Below are 20,644 nucleotides of genomic sequence, written 5' to 3' on the forward strand. Positions count from 1 at the left end.
AATAAATTTCGACTAATTTAAACACAATTTATTATCTTCTCACATTGCTCTGCACTTGGTCAAGCAATCTTCTAACTTTGATGTCGAGGGAGTAGCCGCGGCGGGTTCCGACGACCATCGTCCCCCCGATGCGATCGTGGAAAGCTTGGGGAAACCTTTCGGCGGAGGTGAGGGCAACGCTACAGTCGATCGCCAGGGGCAGCATCAGCAGCAGGACGGCAGCGTTGGTAGATGTGAGCCCAGCTATACCTGCGAAGGCTAAGGCGGCGCAAAAGCCCAGTAAGGCTTCGCGCTTGCACAGTTCTTGGAATCCGGGAGTCCGTTGGAATCTTGTATCGGCAATTTTCATGTCCAAGGCCCAGCGCCCCAGACTTTGACCTTGGTTTTTCCTGACGATGGCTACGCGCATGATCAGCCACAGCAAAACAAAAAATATGGTTTGGACGATCGCATTATTGCCCAGAAGCAAACTGGGCAGCCAAACAGCGATTCCGTCGATGCAGAGGGCCGCGGCGCGGCGGCCGACGGATACTTTGGGAAGGAGGGGTACTAAATCGGAACTCATAGGCAAAAAGGTCGAGCGGCACTAGCTACTTTTTCATCTTAAGCTGTGGAATAATCGATCGGCATCAATGGCGCGTCACTCAACTTCCAAGCCAACCGCTAATTATTCAAGCTGAAAATGGATTTTCGCCAATTCCCAACTGCTTTTTCGACTTTTCCACCTGTTCCCACAGTGTTTGGATCTGAGTAAATGCCTGTTCCACAGAGATTTTACCGTTAGATGTCAAGGAACTGATGTAACCCACTCGCTGAGAAAACTCTTGTAAATTCGCATTAAATACCAAATTCTCTGGTTTTACCTCACCGTAATAGCGATTTTGAGGATATAAAAAATTTGAATTTGCTACCATTGCTTTAACCTCACATGAAAAGTTGTTTCCTGAACTAATCAATAATATTATAAACCGCGAACACCTGCTAAAGTTGTGCCGTAAGTAGCAGAAATCATGTGACATTGGGCGAACTTTTTTGTGATGGCAATTACACGGACTGATCGGGGCAACAAAAACCTCAGTAATTTCACCTGTCTAGCTTACGCAGGCGGGGTCAACAACCAGGTTTCTGCCTTAAGGCTTATAACTTAGGATGTGGCGTCCAAACCAGGTTTTTGTTAGTCCATGACTGAGTTATTGAAATAAGTGACAAAAACCCCTGAAATGGATAATATTATTGCAGACATAAATAGTTAGAGTTTTAATAGGAATCTGCGTAATGTCTCCCAATGCGCTATCGCCCCGTCCCAAACCCCGGCTGAGGCAATTTTTAATTCGACTTGCCATTGCCGTAATTGCTGCTGTTATCGCCTTCAACCTTCCTCACTCCTTAATTCCAGTGTTTAAAGAATCCGTATCCCAAGCAACGCCGGCACCAGAAATCCAGAACTTGCTCACCGGCAAGCGCAAAATTGTGATAGTGGGCGACAGCATCACCGAGGCGGGGAAATACCCCGGAGGTTACGTTTGGCTGCTGGAACGCTATCTGAATGCCCTTTATCCCGATCGCAAAATCGAAATCATCAACGCCGGGATCGGCGGTAACAAATCGACTGATATGCAAGCGCGCTTCCAGAAAGATGCGATCGATCAAAAGCCAGGTTTAGTGATGATTAATGTCGGAGTAAACGACGTTTGGAACGCTTTCTTCGACTTCCCAAACAATCAGTTTTATCCGGAAGGCAACTGGTCCGCAGGAGTGCAAGTGGCAGAATATCGGGAGAAAATAACTCAAATGGTGCTGGCCGCAAAAGCCGCAGGAATTAGACTTGTACTGCTTTCTCCTACTCTGATAGGGGAAAGTATCGACGGCCCAGAAAATCGCAGGTTGCAACAGTATGTTGCCGCGATGCGAGAAATTGCGTTAGAGAATCAGTGCTTGTTTATTGATTTGAATGCGCCTTTTCGGGAAGTTATCGGCACGTATCAAAAGCACGCGGGCAAGACTCTGAATTTGTTGGCGGCAGATGGAGTGCACCCAAATCAATCGGGATATCGAATTATGGGTTTTACTATCTTGCGCGGTTTGGGCGTACCCGCAAAGGATATTGAGAATTTGGAAGTCAAAAATTGAATTTTTGAATGTAGTTAACAGTTGACTGTTGGCTGTTAAGTGAAAGTATCAAAGCTACAAGCCCCCTGATTTATATCGGGGGTAAATTATTCCCATATAAAATCTAAAATCTAAAATCATTCAATCGGCGGATGATACCGCTTTAACCAACAGCTACCGATAATCACCAACGCCACCACAACTATAATTTCCGTCCAAAAAAAGGAAAGGAAATCGCTGGCAGTTCCCACGGGAGGCACCCCCGGTTGAGCGTTGCGAATCGCTGGAAAAGCAAACAGCATGACAGCAGTCCAACTCAACATTCCCACTTCCGGCAACTTGCCTGATTTCATCACTTTCAATGCTAGCAAAAGCGCCATAATTGACAGCACCCACATGATCACAATTATTACTAACGCAAAGAATTTCACCGGCAGCGATCGAGTGGCAGAAACATCGATATAAATAAAGATAGATGAATTCTCTTCCATCGGCTTATAGCTGATGTCGAAACCGGGAACATCGGCATGAAAATTAAATTCCAGCGGCACGGGATTCAGTTCAAAGGGAGCAAACTTTTTACCAATTGAAGGCAGCGGGTCAATCGAAATAGCTACTTTAGCAATGTGCCTGTCAAATGGGTAATTGTTAATTTTTCCTTTGACTAAGTTAAACTTCAATGCAGGGACAATCATCGGTTTGCCTTCTTTAAAGGTAATTTCCGAATCTTGTACGTTTGCGCCGTTAACTGTCATTAACAAGTCTTGCGCCGGGTAAGTTGGCCCTTTTTTATAGATACCTTTGAGTTCAAACTGCAAGCGGGCTTCTAGTTCGTTTTTAATGGGATCAACGGCAATTAATGTCATTTTGACCTCAACCAAGCCTTTGGACGCTACAGTGCTTTCTGGAGAGGGATTATAAGGCTCTTGAGCGTTAGCATTGTGAGAATAAATAGATAAGATGATTGCCAAAATTGCGACCAGACTGCAAATTAAAATAAGTATTTTTTTTAGATTAAATTTGTTGACTGTTTGCATTTACTATGGATTTTTCTGTGTAAATTGTTGTTAGTATTTCCCGCACTCTCCGCAGTCAGTCAGCCAGGGGTGTAAACCCCTGGCTCATAGCTAAATTCGGTTAAAAGTGAGATATTAGAGCATTCTCAATTACTTGTTTAGGAACAGGCAAGATGCCTGTTCCACAAGAGTTCAATTTTCTTTTTTGTGGGGTGGGCATTCTGCCCGCCCATAGTACCCGAACTACGAACCGATAGGAAGCAATACATTTGGCGTGAAACTTCCGTGCAAGCCGTAGGGAATGTGCTGTTTTAAATGCAAGCGCGCTAGGGGTCCTTTGGTGATGTCGCGAGCATCTAAAATCACTAAGGTCGATCGATGATTAGCTGCATCATACATTAAAACCAGCAGCCAGCCGTCATCCTCGGCAACAGCATCGGGACGGGTAACAAACACCGGTTCCCCCGCAAAACCGCGCGGCGCCGCACTCCAAATTTGCCTTTCACCAGTCACAAAATCAATTTTGAGGATAGCTTGCAAAGGAGCATTCCCAGTGGGAGCATCAGCAGCACCGATATAAAGATATCGGTAAGGTTGTCCGACATTATTGGGATGCAGAGTTGGAAACTCGCAGCACCGAGTTTCAACAACTTGATGCTGCACGGTTTTGTCTTGCAAATTTAACTTAAACCGCCACAATTCGCCCGCTGGAACGCTGTCAAAATCAACCTCGCGAAAATCGCCGTCCTCTTCTACATTTGGAAACGATTCATAACAAACTGAGTCAACAAAAACTTCGTCTCCTTCTTCCCATGCGTTGCAGTGGTGGAAGACAAAACAAGGTTCAGTTTCTAATATCTTTACCTCGTCAGTGCCGTTGCGGGGAATTAAAATTGCTTGCGTTGGCTTGTTTGGCGAAAATTGAATACACTGGGCGGCACTCCGAAATCCTAACACGAAAAGCAGCGGATTGAAGCTGACGGGATTTTGGAAGAATATGCAGTAATTCGGGGTAATTACCATGTCGTGCAGGAAGGCAAAACCCGGTATTGCATGGGCGTGACGCTGCAAAAGTTTGCCGCTTTCGTCGAGTTCGTAAATGGTAATTGTACTCGACAAACCTGGTTTGACGGAAAAGTTGATTAATCTGTCTCCTTTGCCATTTTTCCCTTTTTCAATTCTGGGGTGGGCGGCGAAGGCTTCACCGGGTTCCAAGATGCCGTCTAGAGTATCTAAGCCGAGTGTTTCTAGGGTGCGGGGGTCGAGTCTGTAGGGCTGTGCGGCTTCCCAAAGTGCTAGCAGTTTGTCGCCCCAATAAATGATGTTGGTGTTGGCAATGTTTTTGATTTTGACATCAAAGATGTTGGCTAGCCAACCCCCTGGTTTCTGTGTGCCGAAAACGCCTCGGTGGAGAATTTTTCCGGCTTCTTGTTCGGCGAGATAGCCTTCTGTGCGGACGAATCGGTTGCGGAAATGGGCGCGGCCTTCGGATATTGCGATCGCACAAACCATCCCGTCACCGTCAAACGGGTGGTGGATGCGTTGGCCGTTGACCTCTAATAATCCGGGCCCGTTGCGAAAGAATGTGCCTTGCAAGTCGGCGGGGATTTCGCCTTCTATGTCGTCAATCCAGTAGTCGGATTCGTTGGGTTGGGATTCGTACCCGCGCTGCCAGTCTGTGCGATCGTATGATACGTTTTGAACTGCGGTTTGAGGTTGAGAAATCTGTAAGTTTGGCATTGGTAGAATAAGCTTTTATTGATTTAACCGCAGAGAACACAGAGGGCGCAGAGAGAAGGAAAATCGGAGAATTGGGAAACACAGTTAAATTCATCCGTGTATCCGTGTCAAAATCCGTGTGTGCCTGCGTTTATTTGCTGTCTGCGGTGCGGCTTTGTGACCTTACTGTGGGTACTAAGTCGGGAAAGTATTCGGGCATGAAATGCTGTCCGCCTGGCTTGGAACTGCCGATTTCTGGTTCTAATACGGGAAGAGACTTTTGAGAATTTGGATCGGCGCTTTCTGTACTATCGGCGGGCAGCCAATTTAAGAAGGGTAGGGGCAGAAGTGTGGAGAGGTTTGTGATGACAATTAGCAGCCAGAGGTTATCGAAATTGCGATCGGTAATTCCTAGCAAGTGGGTCAAAAGTGCGCCGCCTTCGTGGGAAATAAGTCCTGCTAAGTTGGTGACTGACATCAACACGGCAAATAAAGTTGCTTCGACGCCTGGGGGACACAATCTGGCGGAGAGTACGAGCACCGGCATATAAGCAATTTGTCCGATTACTGTCAGGATCAGGCTGTCTCCGATGCTGAACCATTGATCGTCAATTCCTAAAGCTCTGTTGGCATGAGTTACTAATAATAAAGTAGTCATGCCCAAAACAGCCGCAAGGACGGTTGACCAGCCAAAAATTACTCGAAATGGAACTGTTTTGAGGAAGCGTTGAAACAGCCAGATCCCGGCGAGGGCGGCAATGCTGGTAACGAGGCGCACTCGGCCGAGAAATTCTGGTTGAAAGCCTAATTCGTTGGTGGTGAAAAAGAAGAAGGCGGAGTCTGAGCTTGGGGTGGCTTGCCAAAGGAAGAGAAAGGCTGTGGGCAGCCAAATTGTTTTTTGGGTAACAGCTTGCCGTAGTTGTTTGAATTGGTCTTTGACTGTATCAAAGTCGGTTCTTTTGTCGGTTTTTTCTTCGGCAATTAACCAAGCTGTTGCTGATACAATTAGCGGGAAAGATGCAGTGATTAAAAAGATAGTGTGGGTGCTGAAGTGTTGCAGCAGGGAACCGCTGAGGTAGGCGGTAATTAGTCCGCCGAGGGCAGCTGCGCCCCAAGACAAGGATTGCAGGGAACCGGCGTCGGTAACTGATTCTTTTCTGGCCCTTTCGACTACCAGGGAGTCGGCGATTACGTCGCTGACGGCGAGGGAGAGGGAACTCAGGGCGATCGCGCCTGTAGCTGCCAGCGGTGTGTGTACAATTGTTGCGAGGCTCACCCATGCTAAGGTTCCCAGCAGCCCGGAGAGGACGATGTAAGGGCGTCTGCGGTAGCCGAATATCGGCAAGCCGTCGGACATGAACCCGAACACGGGTTTGATAATCCAAGGCAGGGCTACGACGCCCAGCATGGCCGAGACTTCTGCCGGACTCATGCCGAGTTCGTCTTTGAGAAAGAAGCTGACGGCTAAGCGGGCTAGTCCGAGAATGCCTTGGACGAAGTAAATCAGTAAGATGGCTATGAGTTCGGGGGTTGGCTCATTCCCAAAGAATACTTTTTCTTTTAAAGATTCTTTGAGTTTGCTGACGCCGGAGGGGGAAACGAGCATTTGAGCAATATTTCTTAATGAATCTCAATATTTATAACACATTCTTAATGAGTTGGGGGAACTGTCGGAGGTGGGAGGCGAGAGTGGCGGGGATCTGGTAAGTGCTATAAAATTGTATTTATCTTGAATTTAAGCGTGTTTTGTAATAATAAAAACCGAAAAACGAACCGCGAAGGCGCGTTAGGCGAAGCCGCGCGTAAACCCTAGGACGCCAAGCAAGAGAAAGAAGAAAAAACTCACAACTGCGGTCAGCTTTGTTATATGATTATTGACCCTAAAAACGTGCCGGAAATTACGGGTTCTAAGTACCCTCAGCAATTCCAATCTGCTGTTGCGGGGAGAGTTAAAAAACGCTTGGGCGATGCTGCCGGGTTGCAGAATTTTGGGGTGAATTTGGTGAGACTTGCGCCGGGAAGTTGTTCTGCTCTCAGGCATTGGCACACTCGTCAAGATGAGTTAATCTATGTTCTGGAAGGGGAAGTTACTCTGATTGCAAATTCGGGAGAGCAGGTGCTGAAACCGGGTATGGCTGCGGGTTTTCGCGCGGGTGATTCAGATGGGCATCATTTAGTCAACCGCAGCAATGCAGATGTTGTTTATCTGGAAATGGGCGATCGCACTCCGGGAGATAGTGCCGAATATCCCGATGATGATTTAATTGCCAAAGCTACGGATAATGGTTGGATTTTTACTCACAAAAATGGCGAAGTTTATGAGAGTTGAGAATTTATGAGTCAAGTGAATCTTTGGACTTCGGCGGAACACGCTTTGTGGTATCTTGCTAAAGCTGATGGAATTCCTCACCGCACTGAAGGTGAAGCGGTTTTGTTGGAGGAAGTGCCGAAAAATGTTAAGCGAATTCTGGATGTGGGTACGGGAGACGGGCGGTTGCTGGGTCTGCTTAAGTGCGATCGACCAAATGTGGAATGTGTGGCGATCGACTTTTCGCCGACAATGCTGGAAAAAACCAGAATTCGCTTTGCTGATGACCAGAATGTCACGGTAATCGAACACAATTTTGACGAATCGCTACCGGCGGATTTGGGCAAGTTTGATGCGGTTGTTTCTAGTTTTGCGATTCATCATGTAGCAGACGATCGCAAACGTTCGCTTTACACCGAGATTTTCGAGCTTTTGGAACCGGGAGGCATTTTTGGCAATTTGGAGCACGTAGCATCACCAACTCCCGCTTTGCATGATAAATTTCGAGAGGCGATCGGTATTAGCGATTCGCCAGACGATCCATCTAATAAATTGCTAGATGTCGAAACGCAATTGCGCTGGTTTAGAGAACTTGGTTTTACCGATGCAGATTGTTATTGGAAGTGGCGGGAACTCGCTTTATTAATTGGTGTCAAACCAGTTTAGAGTATTTCGTGAAATTCGCTGAGCCGGGTAAGGACACGGCACTGCCGTGTCCCTACAAATATGGCATACAATCTATATGAGGTTAGTGACTGAATTAAATTAAATCTGGTACGTCAGGTTTGATTCGGCGCTCGTACCAGTTCATTAACGGGGTAGAAGTAATGCCGTGCAGAATCACAGAAAGTACGATGGTTGAAAAGGTAATCCAGGCAATTTTTTCTGCCGTTTCGCCTTTCAAACCTTTACCCAAAGCATATGTAAGATAATAGATAGAACCGACACCACGAATGCCGAACCAACCGTAAAGCCAGCGGTTGGCTGGGTGCAAAGGACTGCCGATCGTACTAATCCAAGCTCCCACAGGCCGGATTAAAAAAATTAACAATCCAGCTACTAAGAGGGAGTAACCTCCATATGCCAACATAGGTTCTAGGCGCAAAAGTGAACCTAATAGTAAAATAGTTGCTACTTCCATTAACTTTTCTATGCGCTCGGTAAAGTGCAGTTGGGAAAGCGGCTTTTCTGGGTTGCGGTAACTCCGCTGCACCACAATTCCTGCTACAAAAACTGCGAGAAATCCGTAGCCGTTGACTACTTCTGTGAGGGAATATGTAAGCAGAATTGTGCTGAGAGCAATGAAATCTTCCATTAATTGATCGGCCGGTCTATAGTGTTGGAGTTGGCGATCGACCCAGGTGACGGCTTTAGCTACTAAAATTCCCATAACGATACCTGCGGCGATCGCCCAAATCAAGTCAACTGCTACCCACTGCGAAAACCAGTTCGGCCAGTTGTTATCTTTTAGTGCATAAATTCCGAAATAAACAAAGGGAAAAGCTAAAGCATCGTTCAAACCGCCTTCCGATGTTAAACCAAAGCGCAATTCATCGTGATCGTCTAGATGAGCTAACTGAACTTCTGAGGCTAAAACTGGATCGGTGGGAGCGAGAATTGCTCCCAGTAAAATCGCCGGGCCCCAATCTAATTTCACAAACCAATGACCGATCGCAGCAACAGCAAAAATCGAAATTGGCATTAAAAAACCGATCAGCCGCGCTGTGGAATTCCAGGCCCAAAGTTGCAGTGGGCGATTCATTTTTAAGCCGCAACTGAACAGAGAAACAATAACTACAAATTCTGTAAGTCTTTCTAAAAATTCAGCTTCGGGACGCAAGTCAATCAGCTTGATGCCGTAGGGCCCCAATCCGATACCGACAATGAGATAAATTAAGGCATAAGATACAGGCAATCGCGAAATCCAGCCGGAACCCAAGGTAACGGTAAGCAGGAGGATGCCAATAACTAGCAAGTTGAGAATGTAATCATCCACCATAGCGATCGCACTTTTAATCAGGTTTACCAAGTGCAATCTTGACAGATAAAAGCTTCTGCAGCATCCACCACCCGCTAGATTCACCTATCCTCCAAAAGTTGCAGTTTTTCTGCAAAATAACTAACAACTCACAACTACTGACTAATAACTAATGACTACTGACTTTTTTCAGTAGCGATGATGTGCAAATCTACGTGTTTGAGCGATCGCACTAACTGTTGAGTCAAAGAACCCCGCAGCAGCAATTTCCAGCGGGATTGCTGGCTTTCGCCGATCACAATTTGAGTAATGCGATACTGTTTCGCTACCTCCGAAATTGCTTTGGCTATATTAGTGCCGTTTACCCGCAAAAACTGCCCCTTAAATTCTTGACAGAGTTTCTCACAAGTTTCAACGTGCAAGCTTTCTGCTTTTGTTAAAAATCGGTCTGGATCGTTGACAAACACAGCATAAAATGGGGCATTCATATAGCTAGCAATCCTCGCGCCCCGCCGCAGCAGTTGCAAAGAATTCGGATAAGTCGAGATGCACACTAAAACTCGTTCGTGAATGTTGCAAGATTGACCTTTTAAAGTTGCTGCGTCGTCTTCCACATTGTCTGCGACTTCTCGCAGGGCGAGTTCTCGCAAAGCGATTAAATGACGGCGCTGAAAAAAGTTTTCTAAAGATTGTTCAATTTTTTCGGGAGCATAAATTTTGCCTTCAAGCAACCTTTCTTCTAAAGTTTCTGGCGTGACATCGACAACGACTATTTCGTCAGCATCTTCGAGGACGCGATCGGGTACTCGCTCTCGCACTACAACTCCGGTAATTCGAGCTACTAAATCGTTGAGACTTTCTATGTGCTGAATGTTGAGGGTGGAGAAAACATCAATTCCAGCCTTGAGAATTTGTTCGACATCTTGATATCGTTTTTCTCTCAGAGAACCCGGAATGTTTGTATGAGCCAGTTCGTCTATTAATGCTAATTGAGGACGGCGTTCGATGACAGCATCTGTATCCATTTCGGTGAGCATTTTTTCGCCGCGCCGCATTTGTTTTTTGGGTACTACTTCCAATCCTTCTGCTTTAGCTGCTGTTTCTTTCCGACCGTGAGTTTCTAACAGTCCAATTACCACATCAATGCCTTCAGATTTGAGCCTGTGTCCTTCTTCCAGCATTCGGAACGTTTTGCCGACACCGGGGGCCATGCCGATAAATATTTTGTGCTTTCCCCGGCGGGTGGTGCGATCGTAAGTGCGGTTTGGTTGGGCGTAAACCGCGTCTGGATTGTTGGTAATTTCGCTAGAGTGAATCATAGCTGAGTAGTGAGTTGTCAGTTGGCGATTGTCAGTTGTCAGTTGTCAGTTGTCTGTTGGCGATTGTCAGTTGTCTGTTGTCTGTTGTCAGTTGGCGGTTGTTTGTTGCTACTAATAACTAATAACTAATGACTAATGACTAATGACTACTGACTATTGACTGTAAACTATTGTAAACGGTCGAGAGCCAAATTTAGTTTCAGGACGTTAACTCCCGGTTCACCGAAAATGCCGATAAATCTACCATCTGTATTTTTGGCTACCAACATTTCTACTTGATTAAGATTGAGCGATCGCACTGTTGCTATCCGCTGAATTTGCGATCGAGCTGCCTCTACGCTAATGTGCGGATCGAGGCTAGAACCAGAGGTGTAGACTAAATCAGCAGTTGGTTTGATACCAGCTTTGTTGAGGCGATCTAATTCAACTTGCACCCCTTGAAAACCCTCTTTTTGATTACCTCGCTTCAGCAAATCCGAGTTACTTGGAGCCAGGTTGCTAGCACCAGAAACGCCTGTTCTTTGACTAACATTTTCTTCCTTTGTCGGATCGTAATTTTCTGTCGCAAAGCTGCTGTAATTGGTGGTGCTGGGACGACCCCAAAAATATCTTTCTGAGGAGAAAGGCTGACCGATTAAAGCAGAGCCAACTACAACTCCTTGGTTGGTAATTAAGCTGCCGTTTGCCTGGGAGTTGAAGGCAATTTGGCCGATTACTAGCAAGATTAAAGGGTAAATAATAGCTGTAATTCCCCACAAAACCAGGGTAAGGCGAATGGCTCTAATTATTTCTCTCATAAATTACCTCGATCGGTTATTTGCTAAGGGTTAATTATTGACTAAAATCTTTCCGGTTGAAAGATGACTACGAACAAGTAAATAGAAAGGGCGATAATCACCAAACCTAGGAGACTTAAACCCCAGACAGCTTTTCGGGTCAAATCTTCACCTGCAGCAGCGTAGACAGCGGGGGCAACTATAGCATTGAAACACATCACTAGAAATAGCTGCACCGGGATTGGGTGGCGCTGCCAAAGCATTTGTGCTAACTCAACGTTTTCTTGGAAATCTCTGGGACAAATATCATTCAGCCAATTATTCCGTTTCATGAATTCTCCTTATTTTGGGAATAAATATCTGTCTTTCTATTGGATTATTTTTTGGGAAAAATCGACGCAGAGCCTCTGGATATGCGTTCATCAGCAGAGCCGGGGAACGAGATTAATCCGTGTATCCGTCTCAAAATCCTTGTCATGCTTTCCCGATCTATGCTAGCCCAACGGCGGTAATCAAAACATCAATAATTTTGATGGCAATAAACGGCGCGACTGCCCCGCCCAATCCGTAGATTAAAATGTTCCGCTGCAACAGTTGGTTGGCGCTCAAAGGTCGAAATTTTACCCCGGTTAATGCTAGGGGAATCAAAGCGGGAATAATCAAAGCATTGTAAACTAATGCCGACAAAACCGCCGATTGACCGCTGGCTAAACCCATGACGTTCAAAGCGCCAACAGGGGAAAATATTGCCGGAATAATTGCAAAATATTTAGCGATATCGTTGGCTAGGGAAAATGTGGTCAGCGCGCCGCGAGTAATCAGCAATTGTTTGCCAATTGTAACTAAATCAATTAGTTTTGTGGGGTCAGAATCTAAGTCCACCATGTTCGCTGCTTCCTTCGCTGCTTGGGTTCCAGAATTCATCGCGAGTCCTACGTTTGCCTGAGCTAGTGCGGGTGCGTCGTTGGTTCCGTCTCCCGTCATTGCGACTAATTTACCCTCGGCTTGTTGCTTGCGAATTACGTCGATTTTGTCTTCGGGAGTTGCTTCGGCAATGAAGTCGTCAACGCCTGCTTCATCGGCAATTACTGATGCTGTAATTCGGTTATCTCCGGTGAGCATAATGGTGCGAATTCCCATTTTTCGCAGTTGGTCAAATCGATCGCGAATTCCCGGTTTGATGACATCTTTCAAATAGATAATGCCGTAGGTGTCGCTGCCTTGACAAACAGCTAAAGGTGTGCCTCCCAAGCGCGAAACTCGCTCGTAAGCTGCATCGAGATCCGGGCCGAAATTGCCCCCGCGCGATCGCACAAAACCCTTCACCGCATCAACCGCACCCTTGCGAACCTCCGTCCCATCGGGCAAATCCGTGCCAGACATCCGCGTTTTTGCGGAAAAATCAAGCCCCGTGGCGTTGGTGCGATCGAAATCCACCTGTACGCCCCAATTCTGAGCCAAACGGACGATCGACTTTCCCTCTGGAGTATCGTCAAACACACTCGCAGCAAGGGCTACACTCGCAACATCCTCCAGCGAGTGACCGTTGACCGGAATGAACTCCTCGGCTAAACGGTTCCCCAGCGTGATCGTCCCCGTTTTGTCCAAAATCAGCGTATTCACGTCGCCGCAAGCCTCCACGGCGCGTCCAGAGGTCGCTATCACGTTAAACTGAGCGACGCGATCCATGCCCGCAATGCCGATCGCGCTCAGCAAACCTCCAATGGTTGTTGGAATCAGCGCCACCAGCAGCGAAATCAGCGTCACCACGCCCACGGGAGTTTTCACATAATTTCCCACGGGCGGAATCGTCGAAACCACAATCAAAAACACCAGCGTCAGCACCGCTAGCAGCACCGTCAGGGCGATCTCGTTCGGCGTTTTCGATCGTTCTGCGCCCTCTACCAGCGCGATCATCCTGTCCAAAAACCCCTTGCCGGGGTCGGCCATCACCCGCAGCGTCAGTTCGTCGGAGAGGATGCGCGTGCCCCCGGTAACGGAACTGGCGATGTCGGAACCCGGTTCCTTGAGCACAGGCGCGGATTCGCCAGTGATCGCAGATTCATCCACCGACGCGACACCTGCGATCACTTCGCCGTCGGCAGGAATGACATCGCCTGCGATCACTTTAATTTGGTCGCCGCGTCTCAGGGATGTCGAACTAACTTCTTGAATTGAACCGTCTGGTAGGAGTTTGCGGGCTGTTGTGTCAGCTTTGGTCGATCGCAGGGCATCTGCTTGCGCTTTTCCGCGCCCTTCGGCCACCGCTTCGGCAAAATTAGCAAATACCAAAGTGAAGAACAAAATAAACGTGACTAAACCGTTGAAAACTCTCTGATTTTCGCCGGGAACCGGGCCGAACAGCGTCGGGTCAATGGTTAATAATGCAGTTACAATTGTGCCAACCCACACCACAAACATCACCGGATTTTTCAGCATCACCCGCGGGTTTAGCTTGACAAAAGCTTGTTTAAAAGCTCTTTGATAAAGACCTTTTGTATTTGCTTTCGGCGTGTGCTTGCGAGACTCGCGAGAGCCTCTAGCAGGTTTTTTTGGGGAATCTGGAGTAGGGGAAGAAGCCATGTCGATTTTAGATTTTAGATTTTAGATTTTAGATTTGGGATTAGGGATTTGGGATTAGGGATTTGGGATTGTTGCCAGCAACAGCAGTTTATTGTCGCTGCATTACTTAATGCAATCTACATCTACTGTCCGCTGTTTGGTGTCGGGGTTGTCACTTCAGGCGAAGGCGTTGCTAAAGGCGAAGGCGTTGCTAAAGGCGAAGGCGTTGCTAAAGGTGTTGTGGGTGCAGTTATCGGTGTGGGTTCAAATTTGCCGTTGCTAATTTCATATCCTTCGGCAATTGGCCCTAAAGCTAGAACTGGGAAAAATGTCAGCGCGCCCAGAATTATAATTACTCCTGCGGTGACGCCGGTGAACAAAACTGAATCGGTTCTGAGAGTGCCAGTTGTTTCGGGAACCAGTTGTTTGTTCGTCATGCTGTCGGCTAAAAGCAGCAGGGCAATAATCGGAACGTAGCGCCCCAACAGCAGGCTGAAACAGGTGCTTAAATTCCACCAAAGTCCGGTAGGTGCGGGTTGAGAGTCGGCCAATCCTTCCAAGCCAGAACCGTTGTTGGCTGCAGCCGAAGCGTATTCGTACATCACCTGGGAAATGCCGTGAAATCCGGGGTTGCTGATGCCGCTCAAACTGTCGGTAAAGGCGAGAGAAATGGCACCGGGGATTAAAACTGCGATCGGGTGAATTAACAAAACAACGCTGGCTAAAACTATTTCTCGTTTTTCAATTTTGCGTCCCAAAAATTCCGGCGTTCTCCCCACCATCAAGCCAGTGAGAAACACGCTCAAAATTGAGTAAATAAATAAGTAAGCAGTTCCCGTTCCTTGTCCGCCCCAAACGATTTGTAGAAACAAATTAAACAGAGTAGCAAAACCACCGGGAGGCATTAAAGAATCGTGCATTCCGTTGACAGCCCCGCACATTGTGCCAGTGGTAGTCACCGCCCACAGTGCAGTCTCTGCCCAGCCAAATCTAACTTCTTTTCCTTCTAAATTTGGCTGCTGCGAACCCAGTAAATTATTGATTTGAGGGTTGCCACCGTACTCGCCAAACGCTGCAATGCCAATTAAGAAAACATAGATGGCAAACACCATCCAAAAAATTAGCCATCCCTGCTTTTTGTTGTTTGCAAATCTGCCGTAGGTGTGAATGAGCGCTGCTGGTATAGAAACCATTGCTAGTGTTTCGAGCAGGTTGGTAAAAGGGTTGGGATTTTCAAAGGGGTGAGCCGAGTTAATGGCAAAAAAACCGCCGCCATTTTCTCCTAGTTGTTTGATGCTTTCAAAGTGAGCTACTGGGCCGCGAGCAATTATTTGCGTGCCGCCTTCTAATGTACGGGCAACGGCCGGCCCGGCTATGGTTTCTGGGACTCCCGACATCAGCAACAGTAAGGCAATTATTAAAGAAAGGGGTAGCAGAATCCGGGTGATTGATTGAATTAAATCTATGTAAAAGTTGCCCAATGGACGACCTGTTAAGCCCCGGATAAAAGCAATGCCTACTGCTAAACCTGTAGCTGCTGAGGTAAACATTAAAAATCCCAGGGTTAACTGGGACAAATAAGTAAATGTTGTCTCGCCGGAGTAATGCTGTTGGTCGGTATTTGTGAGGAATGAAATAGTTGTGTGCAGCGCAGTATCCCAGGTTGGGGCAGTTAAGCTGGTGGCATTTAAAGGCAAAACTCCCTGAAGCATGAAAATTAGGAAAACAAATATGCCCATTGCTGCATTGCTGTAGAGTAGCGATCGCGCATATTGCCAACCTGTCATCGAATCTATAGACCGGATATTGCTGGCTTTATAGATGAGTTGTTCTAGAGGTTTAATAGCGGGGTCGAGAATGGTTTGTTCTCCCATGTACACCCGCGCCATGTAATTACCAAAAATAGGGGCGATCGCTACTACCATGATTAGCGTTAATGCGATTTGAATTAATCCTTCAAGCATAACTGAGCCAATACTTCCTTAAAAGTGCAATCTGCTTTTAAAAATCAATATACTTGCCACTAGGATTTTTGATAATCAGCCCGCAGATATAAGTTGCCGTTTACCCGTTACCCTTAGCTGCTATATATTTTCACTGACTGACAAATGTTTAAATATGTAGCAGTATCTATGCTTGCAGATATAGATGTTATCTAAACGCTGTTGTTGCGTCACAGGAGACAAATTTTGGCGATGAGAAACCGCAGGAATAAGGCAGAGAATAGAGTGTAAATATAAAATATAAAATGGATGGATAAAGAATGTTAAACAGCTTATTAAAAATCACAGACAACCTGGCAATTCAAGATAATTATTTGCGGGGGAGGTGGTCGATCGCAATTTTATTTGCGATCGTTGTAGTGCTGGAATTTACTACGCCGTCGGAGTATCTGTTTGGGTATTTGTACACAGGGCCGATTTTACTGGCAAATTCGCGCTTGAGTCGGTTGGGTAAGTTACAAATTACTCTGGTAGCAGTAGCTTTGACGCTGTTAAATTTGTTTGTTCCTTACGGAGAAGCGATCGCCCTAGCCACAGTTGCAAATAGATCGATCGCAGTCATGGCTTTAGGGGTGACGGGATATTTGAGCGATCGCAACCAGCAGTACCAAGAGGCGATCGCGATCGCTAAAGCTGAGTTGCAGTCGCAGCAGCAGCTAGCAAGCATCCGAGAAGATTTTGTCTCTACTTTGAGTCACGACTTAAAAACGCCGATGCTGGGGGCGATCGAAACTATTAAAGCTTTTCAGTCAGCAAAATTTGGGAATGTCACCGCCAGTCAGCAAAAAGTTCTCGAAACAATGGCGCGATCGCACAAAATGTCACTACAATTAGTAGAAACGCTGCTGGATGTTTACCGCAACGATGCCGAAGGTTTAAAACTGCAACTTGCGCCCGTAAATTTAGTAGCTTTGGCAGAAGAAGTAATCGCAACACTCATCCATTTGTCGGCGGCGCGCCGAGTTTACATTAGTATGAGTTACGGAGAGTCAGATTTCCGTCGCTCTTTGTGGGTAAATGGCGATGCGGTGCAACTCCAGCGCGTTTTTGTTAATCTTCTAACAAACGGAATTAACCATTCTCCTCGCGGCGGTAAAGTAGAAATTGTTATGGAATCTTATGCGAGTTATCAGGTGGTGAAAGTTATCGATAGCGGGTTGGGAATTACCGCCGATGAACTGCCCCACTTGTTCGAGCGTTTTTATCAAGGACACAGCGATCGGCAAGCCAAAGGTTCGGGATTAGGATTATACTTATCTCGCCAAATTATTGACGCCCACGGCGGTATAATTTGGGCAGAAAATAAATTGCCACACGGTGCTTTATTTGGATTCCGACTCCCTGCTATCCCACAGAAATGAAACCAGCTTATCCGTTGCGAATTCTCCTAGTTGAAGACGACGAACTGTTTCGGTTGGGGCTGCAAACGCGGTTGCAACAAGAAAGTTGCTTGCAAGTAATTGCCGAGGCTGAAGATGGCGAAACCGCAGTAGAATTGACTCAGGAACACTTACCAGATGTGGTGGTTCTTGATGTCGGTTTGCCTGGAATTGGCGGTATTGAAGCGTGTCGCCAAATTAAACAGCGACATCCAGCAATTCCCGTTTTAATCTTAACTTCTCATTCGCAAAAATCCTTAATTGAAAGATTGATTGGTGTGGGGGCTCAGGGCTATTGCCTCAAGGGAATTGCGGCGGAAACTTTGGTTTTGGCAATTCGATCGGTAGCGGCTGGTGCTTCGTGGTGGGATAAGGCGGCAACTGGGGAAATTCGGGCGGTTTTTGCTAATTCTGAACCTGTGAAAGTTGGTTCAAAATCAGAAGTTTTGGAGAATCCGCTGACGAAGCGAGAACAGGAAATCTTGGCTTTAGTTGCGGGGGGGAAAAGCAATCAGGAAATTGCACAAATATTGTACATTGCTCCGGGGACTGTGCGGGTTCACGTGCACGCGATTTTGCAAAAGTTGGAAGTGCGCGATCGCACTCAAGCAGCAGTGCTCGCTATTCAGAAAGGATTGGTTGCACAAGAACTTTTGGCAGTCGAACCCTAAAAGGTCAACTTTTGTACTGGGATTGTCGGTTTTTGAAATTAATTATTTGCTAAACGCGCCTCTACAAGATGAATCTGTAGCAGCTTCACGGAAAGTTAATATCAGTCTTGATTGTGAATTTTATTCATGACATTTAATGTGTGAATTTGCTAAGCTCTGTACATCTTAATTTTCCTACGGTCATCCAACCAGAGGTGTATTGTGCAAAATTTTATTAATTCAGTTGTAAGTTCGATCGCCTTTCTCGACTCTGCCCTTCCCGACAGCCAAACTCTCCACAACGGCATCGCAGCGGGGACAGAAGTAATTATCCTTGATGCAGCGCGGGATGGACTAGAACAAATCACGGCAGCGCTAGCGAGTCGCAGCAATATTAAAAGCATTCATATCATCTCCCACGGTCGCCCCGCGAGTTTACTGCTAGGCGCGATCGATCTAAACTTGACAAATTTAAAAACTTATGCTAATCAATTGCAGCGTTGGTGGCGATCGCTGGCAGACAGTGGAGAGATTTTACTGTACGGGTGCGATGTAGCGGCGGGGGAGGAGGGCGCTAACTTTGTGCAGCAACTGAGTCAGCTAACCAAGGCAAAAATTGCTGCTTCTAGATCGCCGATCGGCAGTTCGGCTATGGGCGGAGATTGGGAACTAGATTATACAACGGGGGCGGTGTCCTCTGGGTTGGCGATCGACCCGGCAACAATAGCCACCTATCAATTTGTGTTCAGCCTCACCCTCTACGACGGCGCAAGTAACTTTGGTCTTCTTACTCCAACACCCGGTATCGGGACACCAGCGGGTACTCAATTAGCTTATGGAGAGCTACCTGCTGCTCTTCCATTCGCCACTGGTGCGTTCTCGCCCAACACGGGCATTAATACTTCTACCGTGAGTCTCCCTGCTAGCAATGCAGGCTATGCGGGCTACACCAACTACAGATACACTCCCGCAACTCCGACCCCGACGCCAGCAACATTTACTCCAATTAGTCCAACTTTTCCCACACTTGACCGCATCAACGGTTACAGCGTTTCTTTTCGAGTTGCAGTCACCGCTGAAAACAGTATTAGTAACCATCGGGCCGGTTTCAGCATCATCGCCATTAGCAGCGACGGTCAAAACGGCATTGAACTGGGTTTCACCAACGGCAATCTCGGCGCCAACGGAAGCATTTTTGCTCAACAAGATACTCCCCTGTTTACTCGCGGGCAAAATGCACTTGTTAACATCAGCACTGCTACCGACTACAAATTGGTAGTTCAAGGCAACACTTACACCCTGTTTGCCGGCCCAACAGCAATACCAGGCCTGACAGATCAGCCGCTGCGGAACTATACGGCATTTGATCCGGCAAACAGCCAGCCGGCTTTACCCTTTAACCCCTACAAAACGGCAAACTTCCTATTTTTCGGGGACGCCACGGATCAAGCAAGTGCGAGTTTTACTCTCGGCCCCATCTCGGTTAATAATTTCCCGGTGGCCGTCGATGACGGCAGCTACAGCGTCGTGCACGACCAAGTTCTCAGCGTCTCTGGGGCGGGAGTCTTAAGCAACGACACCGACGCCAACAGCGGCGACGCGCGTAGTGCCGTGGTAGTTACAACCGCGAGCAACGGTACAGTCAAGTTAAATCTCACCGGCGACTTCACTTATACTCCGAAAGCTGGCTTTGTAGGCACTGATACCTTCACCTATAATGTTAGCGACGGCACAGATTCATCTGTCCAACCAGCAACAGTTACGATTAACGTTACAAATAATAATCTCCCGTTTGCAGTAATTGACAATTACAAAACCCTTCACGGTCAAGTCCTGAACGTGGCTGTTGGTGAGGGAGTTTTAGCCAACGACATCGACTTGGACGGTGATTTGCGGACGGCAACTCTAGTCACAAATCCCAACAATGGCACTCTCGGATTGAATAAGGATGGTTCGTTTACTTATACTCCCAATCCAGGATTCTTTGGACCTGATAGTTTTACTTACACTGTCAGCGATGGGGCTGCTACTTCACCAGCAATTTTAGCAAATATTAATGTCACAAATAATCCACCGTTTGCAGGAATTGACAATTACAAAACCCTTCACGGTCAAGTCCTGAATGTGCCTGTTGGTGAGGGAGTTTTAGCCAACGACATCGACTTGGACGGTGATTTGCGGACGGCAACTCTAGTCACAAATCCCAACAATGGCACTCTCGGATTGAATAAGGATGGTTCGTTTACTTATACTCCCAATCCAGGATTCTTTGGACCTGATAGTTTTACTTACACTGTCAGCGATGGGGCTGCTACTTCACCAGCAATTTTAGCAAATATTAATGTCACAAATAATCCACCGTTTGCAGGAATTGACAATTACAAAACCCTTCACGGTCAAGTCCTGAATGTGCCTGTTGGTGAGGGAGTTTTAGCCAACGACATCGACTTGGACGGTGATTTGCGGACGGCAACTCTAGTCACAAATCCCAACAATGGCACTCTCGGATTGAATAAGGATGGTTCGTTTACTTATACTCCCAATCCAGGATTCTTTGGACCTGATAGTTTTACTTACACTGTCAGCGATGGGGCTGCTACTTCACCAGCAATTTTAGCAAATATTAATGTCACAAATAATCCACCGTTTGCAGGAATTGACAATTACAAAACCCTTCACGGTCAAGTCCTGAACGTGGCTGTTGGTGAGGGAGTTTTAGCCAACGACATCGACTTGGACGGTGATTTGCGGACGGCAACTCTAGTCACAAATCCCAACAATGGCACTCTCGGATTGAATAAGGATGGTTCGTTTACTTATACTCC

General features: G+C 46.8%; 17 protein-coding genes. 6 read left to right on the plus strand and 11 right to left on the minus strand.

Features of this window, described 5'->3' with window-relative positions:
- Nucleotides 1–31: 31 nt before the first annotated feature.
- Together QT979_RS01515 and QT979_RS01520 are read right to left on the minus strand one after the other, a co-directional pair.
- Nucleotides 32–565 carry an RDD family protein gene (locus QT979_RS01515; protein ID WP_333211130.1) on the minus strand — a complete coding sequence of 178 codons (534 nt, stop codon included), beginning with the start codon at nt 563–565 and terminating at the stop codon, nt 32–34.
- Between the two features lie 106 nt (nt 566–671).
- Nucleotides 672–914, minus strand: a complete 243-nt coding sequence (locus QT979_RS01520) for a DUF7219 family protein (RefSeq protein ID WP_190658612.1) — start codon at nt 912–914, stop codon at nt 672–674.
- 361 nt (nt 915–1,275) lie between these two features.
- Between QT979_RS01520 and QT979_RS01525 the strand changes: the two genes are divergently transcribed.
- On the plus strand, nt 1,276–2,130 hold the full coding sequence (locus QT979_RS01525; protein ID WP_333307777.1) for an SGNH/GDSL hydrolase family protein: 855 nt from the start codon (nt 1,276–1,278) through the stop codon (nt 2,128–2,130).
- Between the two features lie 116 nt (nt 2,131–2,246).
- Here QT979_RS01525 and QT979_RS01530 read toward each other — a convergent pair whose 3' ends face one another.
- From QT979_RS01530 to QT979_RS01540, 3 genes are all read right to left on the minus strand, one after another.
- Nucleotides 2,247–3,080, minus strand: coding sequence for a DUF4436 family protein (locus tag QT979_RS01530; RefSeq protein WP_333211126.1), 834 nt, complete (start codon nt 3,078–3,080; stop codon nt 2,247–2,249).
- A gap of 288 nt (nt 3,081–3,368) precedes the next feature.
- The gene (locus QT979_RS01535) at nt 3,369–4,865 is read right to left on the minus strand and encodes a carotenoid oxygenase family protein (RefSeq protein WP_333307780.1); all 1,497 of its coding nucleotides are present in this window, start codon (nt 4,863–4,865) and stop codon (nt 3,369–3,371) included.
- 130 nt (nt 4,866–4,995) lie between these two features.
- Nucleotides 4,996–6,450 carry a folate/biopterin family MFS transporter gene (locus QT979_RS01540; RefSeq protein WP_333211122.1) on the minus strand — a complete coding sequence of 485 codons (1,455 nt, stop codon included), beginning with the start codon at nt 6,448–6,450 and terminating at the stop codon, nt 4,996–4,998.
- 261 nt (nt 6,451–6,711) lie between these two features.
- Between QT979_RS01540 and QT979_RS01545 the strand changes: the two genes are divergently transcribed.
- A complete protein-coding gene (locus QT979_RS01545) occupies nt 6,712–7,173 on the plus strand; it encodes a cupin domain-containing protein (protein ID WP_333211120.1) in 462 nt (153 codons plus the stop codon).
- A 6-nt stretch (nt 7,174–7,179) separates the two neighbouring features.
- Nucleotides 7,180–7,818 carry a class I SAM-dependent methyltransferase gene (locus QT979_RS01550; RefSeq protein ID WP_333211118.1) on the plus strand — a complete coding sequence of 213 codons (639 nt, stop codon included), beginning with the start codon at nt 7,180–7,182 and terminating at the stop codon, nt 7,816–7,818.
- Between the two features lie 94 nt (nt 7,819–7,912).
- Here the strand turns inward: QT979_RS01550 and QT979_RS01555 are convergent, their stop codons facing one another.
- The 6 genes from QT979_RS01555 to kdpA all read right to left on the minus strand — a co-directional run bounded on the left by QT979_RS01555 (nt 7,913) and on the right by kdpA (nt 15,751).
- Complete coding sequence (locus tag QT979_RS01555) at nt 7,913–9,181, minus strand: sodium:proton antiporter (protein ID WP_333211117.1); 1,269 nt, start codon at nt 9,179–9,181, stop codon at nt 7,913–7,915.
- A 125-nt stretch (nt 9,182–9,306) separates the two neighbouring features.
- On the minus strand, nt 9,307–10,449 hold the full coding sequence (locus QT979_RS01560; RefSeq protein ID WP_333211115.1) for a universal stress protein: 1,143 nt from the start codon (nt 10,447–10,449) through the stop codon (nt 9,307–9,309).
- 167 nt (nt 10,450–10,616) lie between these two features.
- Complete coding sequence (gene kdpC / locus QT979_RS01565) at nt 10,617–11,246, minus strand: K(+)-transporting ATPase subunit C (RefSeq protein ID WP_333307783.1); 630 nt, start codon at nt 11,244–11,246, stop codon at nt 10,617–10,619.
- A gap of 41 nt (nt 11,247–11,287) precedes the next feature.
- Nucleotides 11,288–11,557 (minus strand): K(+)-transporting ATPase subunit F, encoded by a 270-nt coding sequence (gene kdpF, locus QT979_RS01570; protein WP_333211110.1) that lies wholly within the window; start codon nt 11,555–11,557, stop codon nt 11,288–11,290.
- 157 nt (nt 11,558–11,714) lie between these two features.
- Nucleotides 11,715–13,808, minus strand: a complete 2,094-nt coding sequence (gene kdpB, locus QT979_RS01575; protein WP_333307784.1) for a potassium-transporting ATPase subunit KdpB — start codon at nt 13,806–13,808, stop codon at nt 11,715–11,717.
- Between the two features lie 122 nt (nt 13,809–13,930).
- Entirely contained in the window at nt 13,931–15,751 is a 1,821-nt protein-coding gene (gene kdpA, locus QT979_RS01580; protein WP_333307786.1) for a potassium-transporting ATPase subunit KdpA, read from the minus strand.
- Between the two features lie 299 nt (nt 15,752–16,050).
- Here kdpA and QT979_RS01585 point away from each other — a divergent pair, with 299 nt between their 5' ends.
- The 3 genes from QT979_RS01585 to QT979_RS01595 all read left to right on the plus strand — a co-directional run.
- Nucleotides 16,051–17,151: a HAMP domain-containing sensor histidine kinase gene (locus tag QT979_RS01585; protein WP_333211104.1), complete on the plus strand. Its 1,101-nt coding sequence runs from the start codon at nt 16,051–16,053 to the stop codon at nt 17,149–17,151.
- Nucleotides 17,148–17,840, plus strand: a complete 693-nt coding sequence (locus tag QT979_RS01590; protein WP_333307788.1) for a response regulator transcription factor — start codon at nt 17,148–17,150, stop codon at nt 17,838–17,840. The genes QT979_RS01585 and QT979_RS01590 overlap by 4 nt, the downstream gene beginning before the upstream one ends.
- Before the next feature lie 201 nt (nt 17,841–18,041).
- Nucleotides 18,042–20,644, plus strand: a 2,603-nt coding sequence (locus QT979_RS01595) for an Ig-like domain-containing protein (protein ID WP_333307790.1), incomplete at its 3' end; no start/stop codon positions are given.

Source organism: Microcoleus sp. w2-18bC1, from assembly GCF_036700365.1.
In the GTDB taxonomy this organism is placed as follows: Bacteria; Cyanobacteriota; Cyanobacteriia; order Cyanobacteriales; family Microcoleaceae; genus Microcoleus.